Annotated in this window: 19 protein-coding genes and 3 tRNA genes; 10 read left to right on the top strand and 12 right to left on the bottom strand. The window is 70.5% G+C overall.

Features of this window, described 5'->3' with window-relative positions:
* Window positions 1–343: 343 nt before the first annotated feature.
* A complete protein-coding gene (bldC, locus tag ABZ845_RS28015) occupies window positions 344–550 on the bottom strand; it encodes a developmental transcriptional regulator BldC (protein WP_003949541.1) in 207 nt (68 codons plus the stop codon).
* Between the two features lie 722 nt (window positions 551–1,272).
* The gene (locus tag ABZ845_RS28010; RefSeq protein WP_360984856.1) at window positions 1,273–2,115 is read right to left on the bottom strand and encodes a hypothetical protein; all 843 of its coding nucleotides are present in this window, start codon (window positions 2,113–2,115) and stop codon (window positions 1,273–1,275) included.
* A gap of 260 nt (window positions 2,116–2,375) precedes the next feature.
* On the opposite strand from ABZ845_RS28010, the gene ABZ845_RS28005 reads away from it, so the two are divergent.
* Window positions 2,376–3,485, top strand: a complete 1,110-nt coding sequence (locus tag ABZ845_RS28005) for a Glu/Leu/Phe/Val dehydrogenase dimerization domain-containing protein (protein WP_360984853.1) — start codon at window positions 2,376–2,378, stop codon at window positions 3,483–3,485.
* Between the two features lie 274 nt (window positions 3,486–3,759).
* Window positions 3,760–4,011, top strand: coding sequence for a DUF3073 domain-containing protein (locus tag ABZ845_RS28000; protein WP_360984850.1), 252 nt, complete (start codon window positions 3,760–3,762; stop codon window positions 4,009–4,011).
* Between the two features lie 138 nt (window positions 4,012–4,149).
* Here the strand turns inward: ABZ845_RS28000 and purM are convergent, their stop codons facing one another.
* The 6 genes from purM to purS all read right to left on the bottom strand — a co-directional run bounded on the left by purM (window position 4,150) and on the right by purS (window position 11,317).
* On the bottom strand, window positions 4,150–5,241 hold the full coding sequence (purM, locus tag ABZ845_RS27995) for a phosphoribosylformylglycinamidine cyclo-ligase (RefSeq protein ID WP_360984847.1): 1,092 nt from the start codon (window positions 5,239–5,241) through the stop codon (window positions 4,150–4,152).
* A 32-nt stretch (window positions 5,242–5,273) separates the two neighbouring features.
* Window positions 5,274–6,800: an amidophosphoribosyltransferase gene (purF, locus tag ABZ845_RS27990; RefSeq protein WP_360984844.1), complete on the bottom strand. Its 1,527-nt coding sequence runs from the start codon at window positions 6,798–6,800 to the stop codon at window positions 5,274–5,276.
* Window positions 6,801–7,142: 342 nt separating this feature from the next.
* Complete coding sequence (locus ABZ845_RS27985) at window positions 7,143–7,919, bottom strand: sterol carrier family protein (protein ID WP_360984841.1); 777 nt, start codon at window positions 7,917–7,919, stop codon at window positions 7,143–7,145.
* A 202-nt stretch (window positions 7,920–8,121) separates the two neighbouring features.
* Window positions 8,122–10,380, bottom strand: coding sequence for a phosphoribosylformylglycinamidine synthase subunit PurL (gene purL / locus ABZ845_RS27980; protein WP_360984838.1), 2,259 nt, complete (start codon window positions 10,378–10,380; stop codon window positions 8,122–8,124).
* Complete coding sequence (purQ, locus tag ABZ845_RS27975) at window positions 10,377–11,057, bottom strand: phosphoribosylformylglycinamidine synthase subunit PurQ (RefSeq protein ID WP_360984835.1); 681 nt, start codon at window positions 11,055–11,057, stop codon at window positions 10,377–10,379. Before purQ ends, purL begins: the two co-directional genes overlap by 4 nt.
* Window positions 11,054–11,317 (bottom strand): phosphoribosylformylglycinamidine synthase subunit PurS, encoded by a 264-nt coding sequence (purS, locus tag ABZ845_RS27970; RefSeq protein WP_360984832.1) that lies wholly within the window; start codon window positions 11,315–11,317, stop codon window positions 11,054–11,056. The genes purQ and purS overlap by 4 nt, the downstream gene beginning before the upstream one ends.
* 361 nt (window positions 11,318–11,678) lie before the next feature.
* Between purS and ABZ845_RS27965 the strand changes: the two genes are divergently transcribed.
* From ABZ845_RS27965 to ABZ845_RS27930, 8 genes are all read left to right on the top strand, one after another.
* The gene (locus ABZ845_RS27965) at window positions 11,679–11,996 is read left to right on the top strand and encodes an Lsr2 family protein (protein WP_360984829.1); all 318 of its coding nucleotides are present in this window, start codon (window positions 11,679–11,681) and stop codon (window positions 11,994–11,996) included.
* Between the two features lie 153 nt (window positions 11,997–12,149).
* Window positions 12,150–12,224, top strand: a tRNA-Gly gene (locus ABZ845_RS27960).
* Window positions 12,225–12,336: 112 nt separating this feature from the next.
* A tRNA-Gly gene (locus ABZ845_RS27955) sits at window positions 12,337–12,412 on the top strand.
* A 131-nt stretch (window positions 12,413–12,543) separates the two neighbouring features.
* Window positions 12,544–13,563, top strand: coding sequence for an ABC transporter ATP-binding protein (locus ABZ845_RS27950; protein WP_360984826.1), 1,020 nt, complete (start codon window positions 12,544–12,546; stop codon window positions 13,561–13,563).
* Window positions 13,560–14,330 carry an ABC transporter permease gene (locus ABZ845_RS27945; RefSeq protein ID WP_360984823.1) on the top strand — a complete coding sequence of 257 codons (771 nt, stop codon included), beginning with the start codon at window positions 13,560–13,562 and terminating at the stop codon, window positions 14,328–14,330. The genes ABZ845_RS27950 and ABZ845_RS27945 overlap by 4 nt, the downstream gene beginning before the upstream one ends.
* Before the next feature lie 62 nt (window positions 14,331–14,392).
* A complete protein-coding gene (locus ABZ845_RS27940) occupies window positions 14,393–15,661 on the top strand; it encodes a sensor histidine kinase (RefSeq protein WP_360984820.1) in 1,269 nt (422 codons plus the stop codon).
* A complete protein-coding gene (locus ABZ845_RS27935; protein WP_360984817.1) occupies window positions 15,658–16,278 on the top strand; it encodes a response regulator transcription factor in 621 nt (206 codons plus the stop codon). The genes ABZ845_RS27940 and ABZ845_RS27935 overlap by 4 nt, the downstream gene beginning before the upstream one ends.
* Before the next feature lie 23 nt (window positions 16,279–16,301).
* A tRNA-Gly gene (locus tag ABZ845_RS27930) sits at window positions 16,302–16,374 on the top strand.
* A gap of 47 nt (window positions 16,375–16,421) precedes the next feature.
* On the opposite strand, the gene ABZ845_RS27925 is transcribed toward ABZ845_RS27930, so the two are convergent.
* From ABZ845_RS27925 to purD, 4 genes are all read right to left on the bottom strand, one after another.
* Window positions 16,422–17,321 carry a phosphoribosylaminoimidazolesuccinocarboxamide synthase gene (locus ABZ845_RS27925; RefSeq protein WP_360984814.1) on the bottom strand — a complete coding sequence of 300 codons (900 nt, stop codon included), beginning with the start codon at window positions 17,319–17,321 and terminating at the stop codon, window positions 16,422–16,424.
* Between the two features lie 133 nt (window positions 17,322–17,454).
* Complete coding sequence (locus ABZ845_RS27920; RefSeq protein WP_360984811.1) at window positions 17,455–18,954, bottom strand: N,N-dimethylformamidase beta subunit family domain-containing protein; 1,500 nt, start codon at window positions 18,952–18,954, stop codon at window positions 17,455–17,457.
* 334 nt (window positions 18,955–19,288) lie between these two features.
* Window positions 19,289–21,259, bottom strand: a complete 1,971-nt coding sequence (locus ABZ845_RS27915; RefSeq protein ID WP_360984889.1) for a hypothetical protein — start codon at window positions 21,257–21,259, stop codon at window positions 19,289–19,291.
* Between the two features lie 458 nt (window positions 21,260–21,717).
* Window positions 21,718–22,992, bottom strand: coding sequence for a phosphoribosylamine--glycine ligase (gene purD / locus ABZ845_RS27910; RefSeq protein ID WP_360984808.1), 1,275 nt, complete (start codon window positions 22,990–22,992; stop codon window positions 21,718–21,720).
* Window positions 22,993–23,043 lie beyond the last annotated feature (51 nt).

The raw sequence follows: 23,043 nt of genomic DNA, 5'->3' as shown, positions 1-23,043 counted from the left end.
CCGCGTGAGTTTCGGGGAGCGTGGTACTTACCACCCTCATACAAAGGGTCAATTTAATATGTGCAATTGCACCATGCCCCCGGGGTCTCGCAGCCAGATCCGACAGCCCTCCTCAGACTCCGACAAGGAAGCTCACAGACTCGGCCCCGCAGCCGCGACCTGGGCACAAAAAAGATCGCGCCGGACCTGGTGGGGTCCAGCGCGATCGACGACGCACCCGTGTCGTGCCACTTACCGAAGCAGGGAGAGGGCTCTGTTGGGGCAGAACCCGCGTCGTGTGGAGCTGTGGTCCGGACGTCGCGGCGGGTTGGGGGACCTGCCGGTATGTCCGTTATGAAGTTGTTCAGGCTTCGCTGCGCTGCTGCGGGATGCCCGCCAGCAGAGCGCGGACCTCAGCCTCGCGGTAGCGGCGGTGCCCGCCGAGCGTACGGATCGAAGTGAGCTTGCCGGCCTTCGCCCACCGCGTGACCGTCTTGGGGTCGACACGGAACATGGTGGCGACCTCAGCCGGGGTCAGCAGCGGCTCGGCATCAGGGGTGCGAGCGGTCATGAGCGGCCTCCTCGGGAGAACCGAACCTTCTCGGTTCTTTCCTCTAAATTCTGCACCTTGACCCGCGTTGCCCGAAATGGCGGACGCGAGTCGAGTCGGTTATAGGACGAACGGCTTGTCCTCGGCACTACAACTACACCATCTGTCCAGCCGCGTCGGCCAAACCGATGGAATTGCCCTCCCAGGTGTTCATCAGCGACGGAAGCCGATGGACCATGCCATAGCGGACAGTCACACCCTTGTGACGATCAGTCACAGGGAGATCAGTGGTCACTAAACCCCCCAAAGCGTGCAATGCGGAGTTTCCGTCCATAGGTGGGCAGATGGAGCCTCCCCCGGGCTCCTTGTCCTATTTTGGCATGAGGAGGGCCGTAAGACGCAAGGTCCGCGTAAGTGCGCTCCATCACGCTTGACGGCATACGCCCGGATCAGCTACCTACGTCCCCGTACCGGGATGCGGTAGGTCAACCATGGGCCAATGGTTGCGACTTCACCATGTCTGGCAGGTCACAATTCGTGCACTGGTGCACGGGCTGCACCGGCGTCTCTGATTTATCTGCGTCGCCGGATTCATCTGTGTCACTCTCACGCCGGCGCCCAGGGTCTTTCGTTTGGATCAGGTCAGGGAGCGGGGTCCGATCCAAACGAGAGGCCCTGCGTCACCGCGAGGCCGGGACGGCCCGGACGAGGCCGGTCCTGCGCATCCCGGACTGGGCCGGTCCTCAGTTCGCCGACCGCCGGTCACGCACCCCGCGCCAGCGCTCCACCAGCCGCGCGTACGCCTCCCCGGCCGCGGCCCCGTCCCCCAGCCGCAGCGCCTCGATGCCCTCGGCGACATCCGCGGCCGAATGGTCCCCGTCCAGGTCCGCGGCCGGCAGCACATGGACGAGCCCGCCGTAGTCCAGCTCGACCAGCGACCGCGGGTGGAACTCCTCCAGCCACCGGCCCACGTCCACCAGCCCGTCGAGGAGCGGTCCCTCGTCGATCGCGTTCCTGAGGGTGCGCAGCGCCCGCGCGGTGCGCCGCCGGGCCTGCACCATGGGCGTGCGGTACCGCAGCATCGGAGGCACCTCGGTGGACCCCTTCTCGTAGCGGCGCTCCCCGTCGGAGACCAGCACGAACCAGTGCAGCGGCACCTGCCAGGTCGAGGTGCGGATCCACGGCCGGGCGTCCGGGTTGCGGGCCAGCCAGCGCTCGTAGTCCTGGGCGGCCTGGCGGCGCACGACGACCGGCAGGACCGCGTCCAGGACCGGCGCGGGGAGCTCCTGCGGCAGGTCCTCGAGGGCCTGCCAGCCGCGCAGCCGGGTGCTCCACGGACAGACGCACAGCGCCCCGTCCACCTCGGTCACGAAGGCGTCGCTGCTCTCGTGCACGGGGACCGGGACGGGCGGGGTGGGCAGCAAGTCGGCCAGGGAGCGGCGCAGTTCGTCCTGGTACGAGGGGCGGTCGGGGCGTCGGGCGTAGCGCTCCCAGTGGGCACGTTCCGGCTCGGGGAAGGCGGCCAGCGGCTCGTACACGCGCAAGTAGGACGCGTACGGGACGATCACGGAGGACACCTTGGGCACGCCTGCTCCCTCCCCATCGGACCTGACACGGAACCCGGCCGGGCGCCACCCGGTCCGCATGGGCGGTCCGGGCGGAAAGTCCGGTGGAAAACCACAGCAAATCGTCCCACGAACCCGTACGGGCGTACTCCGGGGGAGGGTGATCCGCGACACGGCGCGCCCTGTGGCCCGTTTCACGCTCTACCCTCATCCCCACGGGACCCCGCCACCCGTACGGGACCCCGCCCCCAACCGCCGCTACACCCTCGGGAGTCACCACCGTGACCGACGTAACCGACGGCGTCCTGCACACCCTGTTCCGCACGGACCAGGGAGGTCACGAGCAAGTCGTGCTCTGCCAGGACCGGGCCACCGGGCTCAAGGCCGTCATCGCGATCCACTCCACCGCCCTGGGCCCCGCCCTCGGCGGGACCCGTTTCTACCCGTACGCGAGCGAGGAAGAGGCCGTCGCCGACGCCCTGAACCTCGCGCGCGGCATGTCGTACAAGAACGCCATGGCCGGTCTCGGCCACGGCGGCGGCAAGGCCGTGATCATCGGCGACCCCGAGCGGATCAAGACGGAGGACCTGCTGCTGGCGTACGGCCGCTTCGTGGCCTCGCTCGGCGGCCGGTACGTCACCGCCTGCGACGTCGGCACCTATGTGGCCGACATGGATGTCGTGGCGCGGGAGTGCGCCTGGACCACCGGGCGTTCGCCGGAGAACGGCGGCGCGGGCGACTCGTCGGTCCTGACCGCCTACGGCGTCTTCCAGGGCATGCGCGCCTCCGCCCAGCACCTGTGGGGCGACCCCACCCTGCGCGGGCGCAAGGTCGGCATCGCGGGCGTCGGCAAGGTCGGGCGCTACCTGGTCGAGCACCTGCTCGAGGACGGCGCCGAGGTCGTGATCACGGATGTGCGTGCGGACGCGGTGCACCGGATCACCGAGGCGCACCCCGAGGTCGCCGTGGCCGCCGACACCGACGCCCTGATCCGGACCGAGGGCCTCGACATCTACGCCCCGTGCGCCCTCGGCGGTGCGCTCAACGACGACTCCGTGCCGGTGCTGACCGCGAAGGTGGTGTGCGGCGCGGCCAACAACCAGCTCGCGCACCCGGGCGTGGAGAAGGACGTCGCGGACCGCGGGATCCTGTACGCCCCGGACTATGTGGTCAACGCCGGCGGTGTCATCCAGGTCGCCGACGAGTTGCAGGGGTTCGACTTCGACCGGTGCAAGGCGAAGGCGTCGAAGATCTTCGACACCACGCTGGCCATATTCGCACGTGCGAAGGAAGACGGCATTCCGCCGGCCGCGGCCGCCGACCGGATCGCCGAGCAGCGCATGGCCGAGGCGCGTACGCCGACCCCCTCCGGGGAAGCAGCGCAGGTCTGAGCGGTACCCGCCGACAGGAGGTTGGAGAGAACTCTCACTCTTATCGGCGGGTCGCCCGCCAATAAGTGGTTAAAATCGGCCGTGACCAGCGAGGACGGGGCGTCTCGCCGGTCATGGGCACACGCCCGCCCTGCGGGCGACGTACCGTATGGGCGTGGGCTCAGGTACCGTGGAAGCCCTACGGACCGGTCTCTCTGCGGAGAGCCCGTTCCGGATCATGAACGCGTGTCAAGACTCTGGGGCCGTCGAGCCCCGTCACCGAGGGGGTCGAGCCATGGGGCGCGGCCGGGCCAAGGCCAAGCAGACGAAGGTCGCCCGCCAGCTGAAGTACAACAGCGGTGGGACTGATCTGTCACGGCTTGCCAATGAACTGGGCGCATCGACTTCGAACCAGCCGCCGAACAGCGAGCCGTTCGAGGACGACGAAGACGACGACCCGTACGCACGGTACGCGGATCTGTACAACGACGACGATGAGGACGAGGACGACGAGTCCGGTCCCACGTCGCAGCGTCGCGGCGCTTGACTCAACGCCGAGTGCGCTGCGCAGTTCCCGTAGCAACTTCGCAGTACCTGCACCTCACCCGGTCCGGGGCCTCAATGCCGGACCGGGTTTCGTGCTGCCTTTCCAGGATCGGTCACCGCTTCGGGCCCCGGCGCCCTCTCAGGCGTAGTCGCCGACCATCCGCGCGCCCGTCTCGTGGTCCCCGCGGCCGGTGATCTCTCCGGCCACCCACGCCTCGACCCCGCGGTCGGCGAGGGCGGCGAGCGCGACATCCACCGACTGCTCGGGGACGATCGCCATCATGCCCACGCCCATGTTCAGGGTCTTCTCCAGCTCCAGGCGCTCGACGTCGCCGGACCTGCCGACGAGCTCGAACACCGGCGCGGGAGTCCAGGTGGAACGGTCCACGACCGCGTGCAGGTCGTCCGGGATCACCCGGGCCAGGTTGGCCGCGAGGCCGCCGCCGGTGATGTGGCTGAACGCGTGCACCTCGGCGGTGCGGATCAGCGCCAGGCAGTCCAGCGAGTAGATCTTCGTGGGTTCGAGCAGTTCCTCTCCGAGGGTGCGCCCGAGCTCCTCGATGTGCTGGTCGAGACCCAGCTTCGCCCGGTCGAGAAGGACATGGCGGACCAGGGAGTACCCGTTCGAGTGAAGTCCGGAGGCGGCCATGGCGATCACGGCGTCACCTTCGCGAATACGCTCGGCGCCCAGCAGCCGGTCGGCCTCCACGACACCGGTGCCCGCGCCCGCGACATCGAAGTCGTCAGGGCCGAGGAGACCGGGGTGCTCGGCGGTCTCGCCGCCGACGAGGGCGCAGCCCGCCAGGACGCAGCCCTCGGCGATGCCCTTCACGATCGCGGCGACGCGCTCCGGGTGGACCTTGCCGACACAGATGTAGTCGGTCATGAACAGCGGCTCGGCGCCGCACACCACGATGTCGTCCATCACCATGGCGACCAGGTCGTGACCGATGGTGTCGTAGACGCCCATCCGGCGCGCGATGTCGACCTTGGTGCCGACGCCGTCGGTGGCGGAGGCGAGCAGCGGACGCTCGTAGTGCTTGAGGGCGGACGCGTCGAAGAGGCCGGCGAAGCCACCGAGGCCGCCGAGGACCTCGGGGCGCCGCGTCTTCTTCACCCACTCCTTCATGAGCTCAACGGCGCGGTCGCCCGCCTCGATGTCGACGCCCGCCGCCGCGTAGGAGGCACCGGAGGTTCCCGTCGACGGAGTCGACTGGTCGAACACAGACATTGCCTGGGATCTTTCGGTTCGGTGGAACGGGCTCAGGGGCGACGGATGGCGTCGGCCGCGGCCGTGGCGGCGGGACCGGCCGCCAGCTCGGTCTCCAGCAGCTGCTTGCCCAGCAGCTCCGGGTCGGGCAGCTCCATCGGGTACTCGCCGTCGAAGCAGGCCCGGCACAGGTTCGGCTTGGCGATGGTCGTCGCCTCGATCATGCCGTCGATGGAGATGTACGAAAGCGAGTCGGCGCCCAGGGACCGGCCGATCTCGTCCACGGACATGCCGTTGGCGATCAGCTCGGCGCGGGTGGCGAAGTCGATGCCGAAGAAGCAGGGCCACTTCACGGGCGGCGAGGAGATCCGGATGTGGACCTCGGCGGCGCCGGCCTCGCGCAGCATCCGCACCAGAGCCCGCTGGGTGTTGCCGCGCACGATGGAGTCGTCCACGACGACCAGGCGCTTGCCCTTGATGACTTCCTTGAGGGGGTTCAGCTTGAGACGGATGCCGAGCTGGCGGATCGTCTGCGAGGGCTGGATGAATGTACGGCCGACGTACGCGTTCTTCACCAGTCCGGCGCCGAACGGGATGCCGGAGGCCTCCGCGTACCCGATCGCGGCCGGAGTGCCGGACTCGGGCGTCGCTATGACCAGATCGGCCTCGGCGGGCGCCTCCTTGGCGAGACGGCGGCCCATCTCGACACGGGACAGGTACACGTTCCGGCCGGCGATATCGGTGTCCGGACGGGCCAGGTACACATACTCGAAGACACAGCCGCGGGGCTTCGCTTCCGCGAATCGGGACGTCCGCAGACCGTTCTCGTCGATGGCGACGAACTCGCCCGGCTCGATCTCGCGGACGAAGCTGGCGCCCGTGATGTCCAGCGCGGCGGTCTCGGAGGCGATGACCCAGCCGCGCTCCAGGCGGCCGAGGACCAGCGGGCGGATGCCCTGCGGGTCACGGGCCGCGTAGAGGGTGTGCTCGTCCATGAAGACCAGCGAGAAGGCGCCCATGACCTGGGGCAGGACCTTGGCGGCCGACTCCTCGATCGTCAGTGGCTTGCCGTCGTCGTCTACCTGGCCCGCGAGCAGGGCGGTGACGAGGTCGGTGTCGTTCGTCGCGGCCACCTGGGTGGCACGGCCGTTCTCCTTGGGCAGCTCGGCGACCATCTCGGCGAGCCGCGCCGTGTTGACCAGGTTGCCGTTGTGGCCGAGCGCGATCGATCCGTTGGCCGTGGCGCGGAACGTCGGCTGGGCGTTCTCCCACACGGAGGCACCGGTGGTCGAGTAGCGGGCGTGTCCGACCGCGATATGACCCTGGAGCGAACCGAGCGAGGTCTCGTCGAAGACCTGGGAGACTAGGCCCATGTCCTTGAAGACGAGGATCTGGGAGCCGTTGCTGACCGCGATTCCCGCGGATTCCTGACCCCGGTGCTGGAGGGCGTAGAGCCCGAAGTACGTCAGTTTTGCGACCTCTTCACCCGGGGCCCAGACACCGAAGACGCCGCACGCGTCCTGGGGGCCTTTCTCACCGGGGAGCAGATCGTGATTGAGTCGACCGTCACCACGTGGCACGGCACCGAGTGTAGGCGAGATCGCGCACTGGTCCGAATCCGGCCGACCGCACCACGGGGCCCGGGGCCCTGTTCCGCCGCCGGGTTCAGGGCTCCGTGAGCACCGGTAGGACCCATCCGTTTTCGCAGGTCAGCGTGGCTTCGCGAGGGTCGTTCCGACGGCTGGGCGACCGGCCGCAGAACCTGCCCAGGGCGTTCTGCGCCCCCCTGAGTGAGCCGTCGCACATCATGCGAATTCCTGGCGGTATCGGGCACTGTCCGCAGCGCGGGGTGGCGCTCCGTGAGGAGTCGGGCCATGAAGTTCACGGCATGGGTTCGTGCCATGGGTTCACGCCATGAGGGGTCACGCCATGAGAGGCAGCAATCCGCTGAGGTCGGCCCGCTCGCCGCTGGCGCTGACCTTGGCCTCGGCGAGCGCGGCGGACCACTCCACTCGTCCCGTCGCCAGCCGGACCCAGGTCAGCGGGTCGGTCTCGACGACGTTCGGCGGGGTGCCGCGGGTGTGCCGAGGGCCCTCGACGCACTGCACCACGGCGAACGGCGGAACGCGCACCTCGGTCGAGGCGCCCGGAGCCTTCGCCGCGAGCGCGTCGGCGAGCAGCCGGGTGGCCGCGGCGAGCGCCTGGCGGTCGTGCGTGATGCCGAGACCCGGGACCGCGGCGTTCAGGTCGTCCGTGTGGACGACGAGTTCGACGGTACGGGTGACGAGGTAGTCGGCCAGGGGCATGGCACCCGCGTTCGTGTCGAGCAGCCGGGTCGCGGGCTGCTCGGCGAGGTGCTGGATCAGGCTCTTCTCGACGTCTGCGAGGAAGGCGCCGGGCCCCGGGCACGGCCGGAACGCGTGCGTGAGGTCCGCGGAGGCGGCCGGCGGCCAGTCCAGGACAGTGGCGTCCTGCCGACCGGGCTCCGGAACGCCGAGAAGCCGGTCGACGCTCTCAAGGGCCATGCCGATGTGCGTGACCAGCTCGCCGACGGTCCACTCCCCCAGCCGGGTGGGCAACTCGAGCTGCTCCGGCGTGAGCACGCCCACGGCCGCCCGGACGTTCCCGAACTGGGCGAGGACCGCCGTACGGGTCCTGGCGGGGTCATAGGTCCGGGTGCGCTTCCTGGCCGGGGGCATGGAGTTGAGCCTATGCCTTCACGGCGTACCCGCCGAGACCGTTTTCGATCAGGTCGAACGACACGGCGTTCAGACCGGCCGACGGGTCGCGCGCCCGGACCACCGGGTTCCGCCACCCGCGGGAAGACGAACTCCCCGCCGCGTGGCGAGGACCCCGCCCGGCGGACCGGGCGGGGCCTGGGGCGTCGTACGGCCCGGGGGCTTACGCCAGCAGGGCCGGGATGGTGCGCTCGTGCGCCTCGCGCAGCTCGGCCAGCGACAGCGCGAACTCGCCCTGCACGTCGACCGTGTCCCCGTCGACGACACCGATGCGGGTGGCGGGCAGACCGCGTGCCCCGCACATGTCGTTGAAGCGGATCTCCTCGGAGCGCGGCACCGCCACGATCGCGCGGCCCGCCGACTCGGAGAAGAGGAAGGTGAAGGCGTCCAGACCGTCCGGGACGATCAGCCGCGCGCCCTTGTCGCCCAGCAGCGCCGACTCCACCACGGCCTGGATCAGGCCGCCGTCGGACAGGTCGTGCGCCGAGTCGACCATGCCGTCACGGGAAGCCGAGATGAGGATCTCGCCGAGCAGCCGCTCACGCTCCAGGTCGACCTGCGGGGGCAGACCGCCGAGGTGGTCGTGGACGACCTGGGACCAGGCCGAACCGCCGAACTCCTCACGGGTGTCGCCGAGGAGGTAGAGCAGCTGGCCCTCCTCCTGGAAGGCGACGGGCGTACGGCGGGCGACGTCGTCGATGACACCCAGCACCGCCACCACCGGGGTGGGGTGGATGGCCGCCTCACCCGTCTGGTTGTAGAGGGAGACGTTGCCGCCGGTCACCGGGGTGCCCAGCTGAAGGCAGGCGTCGGCGAGCCCGCGTACGGCCTCCGCGAACTGCCACATCACGGCCGGGTCCTCGGGCGAGCCGAAGTTCAGGCAATCGGAGACGGCCAGCGGCCTGGCGCCGGTGGTCGCCACATTGCGGTAGGCCTCGGCGAGGGCGAGCTGGGCGCCCGCGTACGGGTCCAGCTTCGCGTAGCGGCCGTTGCCGTCGGTCGCGATGGCGACACCGAGCCCGGACTCCTCGTCGATCCGGATCATGCCGGAGTCCTCGGGCTGCGCGAGGACCGTGTTGCCCTGGACGAAGTGGTCGTACTGCGAGGTGACCCACTTCTTGGAGGCCTGGTTGGGGGAGGCCACCAGCTTCAGGACCTGATCCTTCAGCTGTTCGGAGGTCTCCGGCCGGGGCAGCTTGTTCGCGTCGTCGGCCTGGAGGGCGTCCTGCCACTCGGGGCGCGCGTAAGGGCGCTCGTAGACCGGGCCCTCGTGTGCGACCGTCCGCGGGTCGACATCGACGATCTTCCCGCCGTGCCAGTAGATCTCCAGGCGGTCGCCGTCCGTCACCTCACCGATGACGGTGGCGATGACGTCCCACTTCTCGCAGATCTCGAGGAACCGCCCGACCTTCTCCGGCTCGACCACCGCGCACATGCGTTCCTGCGACTCGCTCATGAGGATCTCCTCCGGCGAGAGCGTCGAGTCGCGCAGCGGCACGTCGTCCAGGGTGACGCGCATGCCGCCGGAGCCATTGGAGGCGAGCTCGGAGGTGGCGCACGACAGACCGGCCGCGCCGAGGTCCTGGATCCCGACGACCAGCTTCTCCCTGAACGCCTCCAGGGTGCACTCGATGAGGAGCTTCTCCTGGAAGGGGTCGCCCACCTGGACGGCCGGCCGCTTCGACGGCTTGGCGTCGTCGAAGGTCTCGGAGGCGAGGATCGAGGCGCCGCCGATGCCGTCACCGCCGGTGCGGGCGCCGTAGAGAACGACCTTGTTGCCCGCGCCGGAGGCCTTCGCGAGGTGGATGTCCTCGTGCCGCATCACACCGATGGCACCGGCGTTGACCAGCGGGTTGCCCTGGTAGCAGGCGTCGAAGACGACCTCGCCGCCGATGTTGGGCAGGCCCAGGCAGTTGCCGTAGCCGCCGATGCCGGCCACGACTCCCGGCAGGACGCGCTTGGTGTCCGGGTGGTCGGCCGCGCCGAAGCGCAGCGGGTCCACGACGGCGACCGGCCGCGCGCCCATCGCGATGATGTCGCGCACGATGCCGCCGACGCCCGTCGCGGCGCCCTGGTAGGGCTCCACGTAGGAGGGGTGGTTGTGCGATTCGACCTTGAACGTGACCGCGTAACCCTGGCCGACGTCGACGACGCCCGCGTTCTCGCCGATGCCCACGAGCAGGGCGTCGGACTGCGGGGCCTTCTCGCCGAACTGCCGCAGATGGACCTTGCTGCTCTTGTAGGAGCAGTGCTCGGACCACATGACCGAGTACATGGCGAGCTCGGCGCCCGTGGGGCGGCGGCCCAGGATCTCCACGATCCGCTCGTACTCGTCCTTCTTCAGGCCGAGTTCGGCCCAGGGCAGCTCGACGTCGGGGGTCGCGGTCGCGTGCTCGACCGTGTCCAGAGGCGTCCTGCTCATGCGCTGACCAGTTTCTTGATGATCGAGGTGAAGAACGGCAGTCCATCGGTACGGCCCGTACCGATCAGCGGTTCGACGGCGTGCTCGGGGTGCGGCATGAGGCCCACGACGTTCCCGGCCTCGTTGGTGATGCCGGCGATGTCGCGGAGCGAACCGTTCGGGTTGAAGTCGAGGTAACGGAAGACGACCCGCCCCTCGGCCTCCAGCTTGTCGAGCGTGTACGAGTCGGCGACGTACCGGCCGTCCATGTTCTTCAGCGGGATGTGGATCTCCTGGCCCGCGGTGTAGTCACCGGTCCAGGCGGTCCCCGCGTTCTCCACCCGCAGCTTCTGGTCGCGGCAGATGAAATGGAGGTGGTCGTTGCCGAGCATGCCGCCCGGCAGGAGGTGGGCCTCGGTGAGGATCTGGAAACCGTTGCAGATGCCGAGGACCGGGAGGCCGGCCTTCGCCTGCTCGATGACGGCCTCCATCACCGGGGAGAAACGGGAGATGGCACCGGCACGCAGATAGTCGCCGTACGAGAAACCGCCGGGGAGCACCACGGCGTCAACCTGGGCGAGGTTCTTGTCCTTGTGCCAGAGGGCGACGGGTTCGGCTCCGGCGAGGCGGATCGCGCGCTGGGTGTCCCGGTCGTCGAGGCTGCCCGGGAAGGTGACGACGCCGATACGAGCGGTCACTTGGCGGCCTCCGCCACATCCTCCACCTTGACGGTGAAGTCCTCGATCACGGTGTTGGCGAGGAAGGATTCCGCGAGATCGTGGATGCGGGCGAGAGCCGCGTCATCGACGGGCCCGTCCACTTCGAGTTCGAATCGCTTTCCCTGACGTACGTCGGAGATGCCTTCGAATCCGAGCCGCGGCAGGGCGCGGTGCACCGCCTGGCCCTGGGGGTCGAGGATCTCCGGCTTGAGCATGACGTCGACTACGACGCGTGCCACTGGCACTCCCGGTGTGTGGTGCTGAGCAGGTTCCTTCAGACTACCCGCACAAAATTTCTACTCGCGTAGATTCGTAGTATCCTACGTGACGGCCGTCACGATCCCGCAGGAGCGGAGGCGTCCGCGTGGAAAATCCTGGGAAAAACCACAGAAGGGTGCCGGTGGGGCATTGCACGCGGACACGCGGATGTATTCAGTCGGTCTTCACAATGCAATGCCGGGCACTGTACAAAGGAATTGGCAATAGCCGATACTTCGCTCAATTACTGCCGGACAGTCGACATCTCCCGGACATCCGCCTGACGTCTACGCACGTCATGGTGGGCTCTCAGGGAGGTGCCGCACGAAGGGACCGATATTCGTGGCGCAGCGTGTCGTGGTCACTCTCTTTGACGACATCGACGGCTCAGAAGCGGCGGAAACGATCGCCTTCGGACTGGACGGCAAGTCGTACGAGATCGACCTCAATCAAGCCAATGCCAAGAAACTGCGTAAGGCGCTGGCGCCCTACGTCGAGGCGGGCCGCAAGAAGGCGAAGTCAGGGAAGGCGTACACCCACACGGCGCTGACGCCCGACCCGGCCGCCGTCCGCGCCTGGGCACGCTCCAACAAGATGGACGTTCCGCCACGGGGCCGTATCCCCAAGAAGGTGTACGAGGCGTTCGCCGAGGCGAACTGACGCGAGCTCCGGCGGGCGGGGCCCGAGGGCCCCTTCGCGGGAGGCTCCATCGGACCCCGCCCGCAACCGACTTGCGCTGCCCCCCTGGTGATCAGCTAGAGTCTGGAACACGCCGAGGGGCGAGGCCGGAAGGCCAGGGTCCCAAGGAGTCACGCGGGTGTAGTTCAGTAGCAGAACACCCCCTTTCCAAGGGGGAGGCGCAGTGTGCAATCCCTGTCACCCGCTCCAAGCATCAGCCGGACCACCATGAGGGTTCCCCTGCCCGGGCTTGTCCAGAGCTCGGCGGAGGATCAGGTAGGCTGGTGCTCGCACCGATCGGTGAAAGCCGGTCGGGGGCAATGCGGACGTAGCTCAGTTGGTAGAGCGCAACCTTGCCAAGGTTGAGGTCGCGAGTTCGAGCCTCGTCGTCCGCTCCATGGAGGAAGGCCCCGGTCATCGACCGGGGCCTTCGTCGTGCCACGGCTTCTTCTCCCGGTCTGACATTTGTCACGAAGACCGGTGACACCGCGCACTGCTGCCCCCGCCCGGCGCCCCGGACGCTGGGCTCATGGACATGAACCAGTGCGGACCGCTGATCGAGGCCACCGGCCTGCGGCGTGTGTACGAGGGCGGCTTCGAGGCTGTGCGCGGGATCACCTTCTCCGTGGACCGCGGCGAGGTCTTCGCGCTCCTGGGCACCAACGGTGCCGGAAAGACCTCCACGGTCGAACTGCTGGAAGGACTCGCCCCACCGTCCGGCGGGCACGTACGGGTCCTCGGTCACGACCCCCACAGGGAGCGCGCGGCCGTCCGGCCGCGGATCGGGGTGATGCTCCAGGAGGGTGGCTTCCCCTCCGAACTGACGGTCGCGGAGACCGCTCGGATGTGGGCCGCCTGCACCAGCGGCGCCCGGCCCGTCGAGGAGGCACTCGAACTGGTCGGGCTGCGCCGGCGCTCCGGTGTACGGATCAAACAGCTGTCGGGTGGTGAGAAGCGGCGACTGGACCTCGCGCTCGCGCTGCTCGGCCGGCCCGAGGTCCTCTTCCTCGACGAGCCCACGACCGGGCTGGACGCCGAGGGCCGCCAGGACACCTGGAGGGTCGTCCGCGATCTGTGTGCCACCGGCACCACGGTGCTGCTGACCACGCACTACCTTCAGGAGGCCGAGAGCCTCGCCGACCGCCTCGCCATCCTCCACGAAGGGCGCATCGCCGTCTGCGGCACACCGGCCGAGGTGACCGCCGCCCAGCCCTCGCGGATCTCCTTCGAGCTGCCCGAGGGCTACTTCCTCGGCGACCTGCCCCCGCTCGCCGACCTCGGTGTCACGGCGCATGAGACGGAGGGACGGACGGTCCGGATGCGCACGGGGGACCTCCAGCACACGGCCACCGGCCTCCTGCTGTGGGCCCAGCGCGCCCGGGTCGAACTGCGCCGCCTCGACATACGGTCCGCCTCGCTGGAGGAGGCGTTCCTGCGCATCGCACAGGAGGCCGCGGCAGGCGCCGGGGACACGAGCGGCAGTGCCCGCACCGTGAACGACGGGCCGGCGCGCGGGGACGCGCACCACGGGACGGAGGCGGCTGCATGAGCACCACCACGGCGACCGGACGGCTGCGGGCCCTCGCACACGCCGAACTGACCCTGCTGTTCCGCAACAAGAGCGCGGTCGTCACCGCGCTGTTCGTCCCGCTGATGCTGCCCTTCAGCGTGCGGCCCGCGATGCGGCAGATGGATCTCAAGGCCGCGGGACTGACCATGGGCGCAGTGACGGCGACCGCCGCCATCGGATTCTCCCTGCTCTTCGCGGTGTACACGTCGCTGGTGAGCGTTTTCGCCGCACGCCGCGAGGAGTTGGTGCTCAAACGACTGCGCACCGGCGAACTCGGCGACGCCGAGATCCTCGCCGGCGCCGCGCTCCCCGCCGTCTGCGTCGGCCTGGTCCAGTCCGTGATCCTGGCCGTCGGCTGCACGGCACTGCTCGACGCCGGAACGCCACGGGCCCCTCATCTCATCTTCCTGGGACTGCTGTTGGGACTCGTGTTGTGCGCGGCGCTCGCGGCCGTCACCGCGAGTTTCAGCAGGACCGTGGAAAGCGCCCAGGTGACGGCGCTGCCGCTGCTGTTCGTCTCCATGCTGGGCTCGGGCATCGCGATCCCCTCCTCACTGCTGCCCGGCAAGATCGCCTCCGTGTGCGCGCTGCTGCCGCTGTCACCGGCGGTCCGGCTCGTCCGCGCAGGCTGGAGCGGCGGACTGTCGGCGTACGGCATCCTGGGCGCCGTGGCCACGGGGACCGCCTGGGTGGTGGTCGCGGTACTGGCCGTACGACGATGGTTCCGCTGGGATCCACGGCGCTGACCGGCACCGGGGGCGGAGCGAGGCGGGTACGGACGACCGGGCACGCAGGGGGAGGGACGGGTGTGATCACACGGATGAGGGCCTGGCAGCGCCGTACCTGGCACGACCGCAGCCAGGCCGCCCGGGTGGAGCTGCAGAGCGTGATCGTGTGGCACGCCTCGGTCTGGTTCTTCTGCCTGTGCTGGATGGTCATGCCACTCGTCTCGGCACCCCACCACGCTCCCCTGACGCTGGCCCTCCAGGTACTGCTTGTCCTCGTCAACGCCGCGCAGTGCGCGGCAGCCGACCGCGCCCTCAGGCCGGTGCTCGACCACTACCTGGGCCGGGCCGTGCTGCCGCCGCGCGCCCTGTGGACCCCGGCCGGCCTGTTCGTACTGGGACTGGCGCTGGCGCCGGTACTCGTCGCCGTACACGTGATCACGCCCTCGACGGGCAAACTGGCCCTGTCCGCCGTGCTGCTCCCGTTCGGGATGCTGTACGGGATCGCCGTGTCCGTACGGCAGTTCCTGCGCAGGGCCGCCGTGCTCGGGGCCGTCCTCATGGCGGCGAGCGCGCTGATCCGCGAGGACGCCGCGGATGCGGTGGCGACCGCCGCCATCATCGCCTTCGGGGCCGGGTTCTCCTTGCTCGCCACCCGCTGCGGAGCCTGGAACCTGGCCGTGCTGTGGGAGGCCGAGAGATCCCGTGGGATCGAGGCCCGGCTCGCGGTGGCCGAGGAGCGGCTCCGCTTCGCACGCGATCTGCACGATGTGATGGGCCGCAACCTCGCGGTGATCGCCCTCAAGAGCGAACTCGCCGTGCAGCTGGCGCGGCGCGGACGCCCTGAGGCGCTGGAACAGATGATCGAGGTGCAGCGGATCGCCCAGGAGTCCCAGCGGGAGGTCCGCGAGGTGGTCCGCGGCTATCGCGAGGCCGATTTGGAAGCCGAACTCGCCGGTGCGCGAGGTGTGTTGAGGGCGGCGGGCATCGACTGCACGGTGAGCGGCTCGGCGGCCGGGCTTCCGGCGGCCGTGCAGTCCGCTCTGGCGTGGGTCGTAAGGGAGGCGGCGACGAACGTACTGCGCCACGGGGACGCCGGACGGTGTGCCGTGTCCCTGCGCACGACGGGCGAACAGGTCGTGCTCCGCGTCGAGAACGACGGGGCACCGGACGACGGGCAAGGGCGGGGATCGGGACTCATGGGACTGCGCGAACGGCTGTCGGAGGTCGGGGGCACCCTGCGGGCCGGACCCGCGGAACAGGGACTGTTCCGGCTGACGGCGGAGGTCCCCCTGCCACGGTCCGCGGATTCTCCCGTCGTCGCCGAGGGCATGGACGGGGTCGCCTCATGACCTCCGCACCGCTTGTACGCCTGCTGCTCGCCGACGACGAGCATCTGATCCGGGGCGCCCTGGCCGCGCTGCTGGCCCTGGAGGAGGACCTGCTGGTCGTGGCCGAGGCGGCCACAGGACCCGAGGCGCTCGCGATGGCGCGGGCGCACGCCCCGGACGTGGCCGTTCTGGATCTCCAGATGCCGGGCGCGGACGGTGTGAAGGTCGCCACATCGCTGCGGACCGAACTGCCGGAGTGCCGCGTGCTGATCGTGACCAGCCACAGCCGGCCGGGACATCTGAAACGGGCCCTTGAGGCGGGTGTGCGCGGGTTCGTCCCGAAGACCGTCAGCGCCCGGCGGCTCGCCGAGATCATCCGCACCGTTCATGCCGGAAGCCGTTATGTGGACCCCGAGTTGGCGGCCGACGCCATCGCCGCCGGGGACTCGCCGCTGACCGCCCGGGAAGCCGAGGTGCTGGAGTACGCGGCCGACGGGGCGCCGGTCGCGGAGATCGCCGAGCGGGCCGCGCTCGCGGAGGGGACCGTGCGGAACTACCTCTCGTCGGCCGTGTCCAAACTCGGGACCGAGAACCGTCACGCGGCGGTGCGTCTCGCACGCGAGCGAGGTTGGGTATAGTTGCTCTCGCGCAGCAGCGCAATGCGGACGTAGCTCAGTTGGTAGAGCGCAACCTTGCCAAGGTTGAGGTCGCGAGTTCGAGCCTCGTCGTCCGCTCTGAAAAGAAGCCCCCGGTGATCACCGGGGGCTTTTTCATGCGTGCCTCAGGACCAACTCATGCCCGTCAGACGCTCGTAAGCCTCCACGTACTTCGCCCGGGTCGCCTCCACGATCTCCTGCGACAGCGGCGGCGGAGGCTGCTCGCTCGCGCGGTCCCAGCCGGACTCTGGAGAGGTGAGCCAGTTCCGTACGAACTGCTTGTCGAACGACGCCTGGGCACGGCCGGGCTTCCACTGATCGGCCGGCCAGAAGCGGGAGGAGTCCGGGGTGAGGACCTCGTCGGCGAGGACAAGGTCCTCACCGTCGTAGCCGAACTCGAACTTGGTGTCCGCGAGGATGATCCCGCGGTCACGGGCGATGTCACGGGCCCGGCCGTAGACGGCGAGGGTCGCCTGCCGCAGCTGGGCGGCGGTCTCGGCACCGACCTGGCGGGCGACCTCCTCGTAGGAGACGTTCTCGTCGTGCTCGCCGACCGCCGCCTTGGTGGCGGGGGTGAAGATCGGCGCGGGCAGCTCGGAGCCGTCGACCAGGCCCTCGGGCAGCGCCAGCCCGCAGACGGTACGGGACTCGTTGTACTCGACGAGACCCGAGCCGGTGAGATAGCCGCGCGCCACGCATTCCACGGGCACCATCCGCAGCGACTTGCACACCAGGGTGCGGCCCGCCCAGTCTGCGGGGGCGCCGGGCGGCAGTTCGGTGCTCAGGACATGGCTCGGGACCAGGTCGGCGAGCTGCTCGAACCACCACAGCGACAGCTGGGTGAGGATCCGGCCCTTGTCCGGGATCTCGGTCGGCAACACCCAGTCGAACGCGGACGTACGGTCGCTGGCGACCATCACGAGGTCGCCCGCCTCGTTCTGGTACAGCTCGCGCACCTTCCCGGTGTGCAGATGCACCAGACCCGGCACCTGGACGGGCTCGGGCTTTTCCACGAATCCGGACACGGTTCCTCCCCGTGGTTCTCTCCAATTGGCTCGATTCTCCCGTATGCGGGCAGCGCGCCGGACCGCGGGGCCCCGGCCGGGGTGCGGAGCAGGCCGGAGGGCGGACGCCGGGCGGGTCCGGGGCCGGGCGCGGTCAGTCCCGTTTGCAGATGCGGTCGAGGAGGTTGGCGGTCGCCTGCTGGACCCGCGTGTCGACGTGGCCGGGACGGTCGAGCGCGGGAGACCAGGCGAACGTTCCGGACGCGAAGACCAGGGCGCCGGACGGGGCGCGGTAGAGGGAGGTCTCCTGATGGCGCAGCACTCCCTCGCCGTCCCGGTACGGGGAGTGGGCGAGCAGGATGCGGCCCTGGTGCTCGGGCAAAGGGGCGCGCGGGAAGTAACGGTCCGCCTCTCCGGCGACCATCCCCGCCAGCTCATCGCCCTCGTGGGTGTCGGTCGCCTCCCACAGCCAGTGGTCCGCGTTGCGGACGACGAGCGGATGGGGCTCGGGCACCCGTCCCGCGTACTGGATGCCGATCATCTCCTGCTCGGGACGGTCGATTTCCCGCCACAGCGTGGCCTTCCCGGGGCCGCGGCGCTTGCGACAGGTGAGCAGGCGGTCGGGAACACCTGACGGGGACGGTCCCAGCTCCACCTGCCAGTACATGGTGTTGGCCGAGAGGAAGACGAGCGAGGTGCCGTTCTCGCGGGCGAGTTCGACGGTACGGCGCATCTGGGCCGACCAGTACTCGTCGTGCCCCGGGAAGACGAGGCCGCGGTAGCGGGTGGGGTCGATGCGGCCGGCGTGCAGATCACGGGCGTCGGCATAGGAGAGGTCGTAGTGGTAGCGCTCGGCCCAGCGGATGAAGTCGTAGGCGTGGCCGACGTGGAGCGGGAGGCCCGCGCCCGCGTAGGGGCGGTCGAAGGAGACCGTGGTGGCGGCGTCCGCCTCGCCGAGCAGCCGGCCCTGCTGGTCCCACGCGTGATAGAGGCTGGCGCCGGTGTGGCCGTCCTCCGGATAGAGGTTGTACGCCTGCCAGGTGACGTCCGGCAGCAGCAGAAGGAGGTCCGCGGGGCGGCTGTCGCGCACGGTGAAGGGGACATGGGAGCGGTAGCCGTCGGATGTGGTGAGAACGGCGACGTACGCCCCGATGCTCCAGTACGACGGGATCTGCAGCCTCCAGGACAGCCACCAGTGATGGCAGGAGACCGTGCGGTCGGCCGCGAGCGGGGGCGGCTGGACGATCCCGGAGAGCCGCGGGCTTGTGGTGATCTTGCAGGCCCCGTCGCCCCCGTAGTGCCCGATCCGGTACACGTCGACGGCGAACTCCTGGGGCGGGTCGACCGTGATGTGGAAATCGATGGCCTCGCCGGGGGCGACCGCGCCGGTGGAGGTGAACCCCTTGATCTGGCGGTGCACATCGTCCGCGGAGCGGGGGCCGCCCGTGCGGGGTGCCGGGATGCGCGCGCCCTTGTGGCTCTGGGACGGGACGTGGGCCGGCGCCGGGTCCACGTACCAGGGGACCACGTGGCCCGTGTCGTCGAAATACGTCTCGCTTCCGCGAAGCCAGGGGACGGGGCCCTGGCCGAAAGGATCCGTCACGGCGTGCGCGAGAGCGCCCGACTCCCAGCGGCGGATGTGCTCCGACCCCATGCTGTCCCCTCCCTCGTCCCCCGTGAGCCGTCTGGTGGCCTGGTCGAGGCCGTGCGTCGTACGCGATCGGTCCCAGCACATCACATTACGCACGCAGTCCGTCACCGTTCGTCGCGAATTGACGTGAACGGAATGGGATTCTCCGGCCAGGGGTCGGGGTTGCGGATCCGGGGTGCGGAGCGTTCTCGCAGGTGGGCGGGGTGGGACCGCCTTCGGTGCGTCGACCCGGCACCTGAGGGGTGACGGCGGGCACACGGGGTGGATGGGGCGCGGGGGGCCTTCGGGCCACCGAGCCCCGGGACGGTCCCCGGCCCGCCGGTGTCCGTCCGCCCCTTCACACCAGGCGGACCGGCTTCTCGGGGCGTACGCCGAGCTGAAGAAGCCAGGCGCGCAGCGGTGCCGGGTCGCCCTCCTCGACCAGCGTGAGGATCCGAGGGGCCAGATCGACCGCGCGCTCGCCCCTGACCAGCAGGGACGGTCCGTCCAGCCAGTCGAGGCCGGGCGCGGCCCCGGCCGTGTCCATCGCGGCGCAGCACACCATCGCGGTGACGTGGTCGACCAGTAGCTCGCGACCGGTGCGGGGAGGCTGGAGCGGGAACAGCGGCAGCCAGGCGCCGTCCCACAGCGCCTGGTCCGGTCCGGGCGGCTGCCCGGTGGCACCGCCGGGCAGCGTCCTCGCCAGGACCGCCTCCTCTCGCGCCATCTCGGCGCTGAGTCCCGCGCCGAGGGCGGCCGTCCGTACGCCGGCGAGCACACCGTCCTCGCCGTCGCCGTCCTCGCAGTCAGTGCCGTCGCCCTCAGTACCCTCGCCGTCAGTGCCCTCGGCATCGCCGACCGATTCGTCACCGAAGACGGCGTTCTCATCGGTCTCCGCCCCTGGGACCTGCGCGCCGTACACGGCCGCCGCGTACAGCGCGCTCTCCGCACCGGGGGCCCGTTCACCGGGCACAACGCTGTGGCGCGGACCGTCCTGGCCATCGCCCTCGCTCCCGGGCGTGCGGACCGTCAGATACTCCAGCACCCGCTCAAGCGTCGGTCCGCCCGCGTCGCGCGCGGCCTGCCGTGCCGCGTGCCGCACCCCCAGGGCGTCCAGCACGCGGTGGAGGCGCGCCGCGTCGGTGCGCCACTTGCGGTCGACGACCTCCTCCGGGTACTCCTGCCAGTTCACCGGGGACCAGGCAGGTCCGGATTCCGCCGGGCCGCCGTGGAAGAGACGGGCCGCCAGCAGCGACGCGGCCTCGTCGACCGTCCCGGGCTCCTCCAGCAGATCGCAGGCCGGGCGTTCACCCAGGCGTGAGGCGAACCCCTCGGCCAGCCGGTCCCGGCGGGACAGCTCCGTGAGCGCCGCGACGACGCCCGCGTCCAGACGGGACGGCCAGCGGCCCATACGCCAGGCCGGCAGCGCCACCCGGGTCAGCAGCCGGTCCCAGCCCGCGTACGCCAGGCCCACCTGCTCCTGGGCGACGATCCGCAGGCCGTAATCCACAGCCTGTGCACGCTCGGCGGCGGCCGACGCGACCCCCCGCTCCATCTCCTCCGCGTGCCCCCGGCAGCTTCGCAGCAGCAGCCGGGCCACCCAGCCCGCACCGGCCAGCACCGGCCGGGTCAGGGGACCGCGCGTCGACGTCGACGTCACGGCCACGGCGGCGTCCAGCCCCCGTACGAAACGGCGCGCCGCGGCTATGTCCGGGTGCGCCGACGGGCCCGTACCGGCGACGACCGGGGCGAGGACGGCACGCAGCTCACCCACCCGCATCCACCACAGGAACGGCGAGCCGATGACGAGGACGGGCGCGGTCGGGGCGCGGTGGTGCCGGGACGCGGCCAGGACGCCCATGCCCCGCGCTTCCCCCGCACCTCGTGCACCGGGTATCCGGGCGCCGTTCCGGCGCGGCGGACCGTGAGCGGGATGGGTGCGGTCCTCCAGCCAGCTGTCACAGTCCGGGGTGAGCGCTATGGCGGAGGGCGCGGGCACCTCGAGGCGGTCGGCCAGGTCGCGGACCATCCGGTACAGATCGGGCGCCGCGTCCTCCGTGACCGGGACCGTGGGGCTCAGGGCCGGGCGAGCCCGGGCGACGACCAGGGCGATACCGGCGGCGGCGAGCAGGACGGCCACCGCGACGCCGGTCACGATCCAGCGCACGGTCCCCCAGTGCCCACCGGTGATGTGACCGGTGGAGTGGCCCACGAGAAGCACGACGGCGACGGCGGCGGGCAGCAGGGCGACGGCCAGCGCTCTGCTGCGGATCCGCAGCACGGCGAGGGCCCTGGAACGCGCTGCCTGCGCGCCCACTTCCACACCCATACCGGTCACGACCGGACGTCACCCCCTTTGACCCGCCTCTGTCCCGCGCGGCGGACGCCGTGACGCTCCCCGTCACCCGTGTCGCCGCCGGATATCCGTGCGTTGCTCACTCCCCCACTGTGGCATCCGTCACTGACATCGCAATGCCGGTGGGCCAAGTGCCGGAACGCTTGCGCCGCACCCTAGTTGGGGCACCGGCCCTCGTCAGCCGGATGGGGCACCGCTCACTCGATGGAATGGCTTTGGGGAAAGGTGGATGACGCAGCGCGAGCGGCGCGGGTCCTGATCCCCGCTCCCGATCACCGCCTCCCCTTCCCCGCTCTCACGTTCTCCACTTCACGACGCGGGCCCCGAATCCTGAGACGGATCCGGGGCCCGCGGGGTTGTTCATGGGCGCTCATGGCCGGGCGGGGCCACGGCGCCGGGGCCGGGGCCGTGCGGCCGGGCTCGCCTCGGGCTCACGCGCCGGTCTTCGCGGCCTGAGCCGCTTCCGCCGCCTTCGCCGCGATGTCCGTACGGTGCTGGGAGCCCTCGAGTCCGATGCGGTCCAGCGCCGTGTACGCCCGTCGGCGGGCCTGTTCGAGACCGGAGCCGGTCGCCGTGACGGACAGCACGCGTCCGCCCGCGCTCACCACGGTGTCGCCCTCGCGCCTGGTACCCGCGTGCAGGACGTACGTGTGCGGGGCGTCCTGCACCGCCACCGCGTCGAGCCCGGTGATCGGGTCGCCTGTGCGCGGGGTGCCCGGGTAGTTGTGCGAGGCCACGACCACGGTGACGGCCGCGTCCTCGCTCCAGCGCAGGGGCTCCAGATCGCCCAGGGTGCCCGTCGCCGCGGCCAGCAGCACCCCGGCCAGCGGGGTCCTCAGCCTGGCGAGGACGACCTGGGTCTCCGGGTCGCCGAAACGGGCGTTGAACTCGATGACCCGTACGCCGCGCGAGGTGATCGCCAGCCCCGCGTACAGCAGCCCCGAGAAGGGCGTGCCCCGGCGGCGCATCTCGTCGACCGTCGGCCGCAGAACGGTCTCCAGGACCTCCTCGACCAGCTTCGGGTCGGCCCAGGGAAGGGGCGAGTACGCGCCCATGCCACCGGTGTTGGGGCCCTCGTCGCCGTCCAGGGCGCGCTTGAAGTCCTGGGCGGGCTGGAGCGGGACCACCGTCTCGCCGTCGGTGACGGCGAACAGGGAGACCTCCGGACCGTCGAGGAACTCCTCGATGACCACCCGCTCGCAGTGTGCAGCGTGCGCCTTGGCCGCCTCCAGGTCGTCGGTGACGACGACACCCTTTCCGGCGGCGAGGCCGTCGTCCTTCACGACGTAGGGGGCACCGAAGGCGTCGAGCGCCTCGGCCACCTCGTCGGCGTTCGTGCAGACGTACGAGCGTGCGGTGGGGACGCCCGCAGCCGCCATCACGTCCTTCGCGAACGCCTTGGAGCCCTCCAGCTGCGCGGCCTCACCGGAGGGGCCGAAGACGGGGATCCCCGCCTCACGCACCGCGTCGGCGACGCCCGCGACAAGGGGCGCTTCGGGACCCACGACGACCAGTCCGGCGCCGAGGCCGGTGGCCAGCGCGGTCACGGCCGCTCCGTCGAGGGCGTCGACCGGGTGCAGCCGGGCCACCTCCGCGATGCCCGCGTTGCCGGGGGCACAGTGCAGTTCGGTGACGTCGGGGTCGAGGGAGAGGGAACGGCACAGGGCGTGTTCGCGGGCGCCGTTACCGATGACGAGGACCTTCACGGGGTCAGCCTAACCGGCAGGAGAAGGGGATCCTTGTGGGGGCCGCCGAAG

It is taken from the genome of Streptomyces sp. NPDC047022 (assembly GCF_040644155.1).
Classification (GTDB): domain Bacteria; phylum Actinomycetota; class Actinomycetes; order Streptomycetales; family Streptomycetaceae; genus Streptomyces.
Note: the sequence above shows the minus strand (reverse complement) of the source record. Positions and strands in the feature narration are given on the sequence as shown.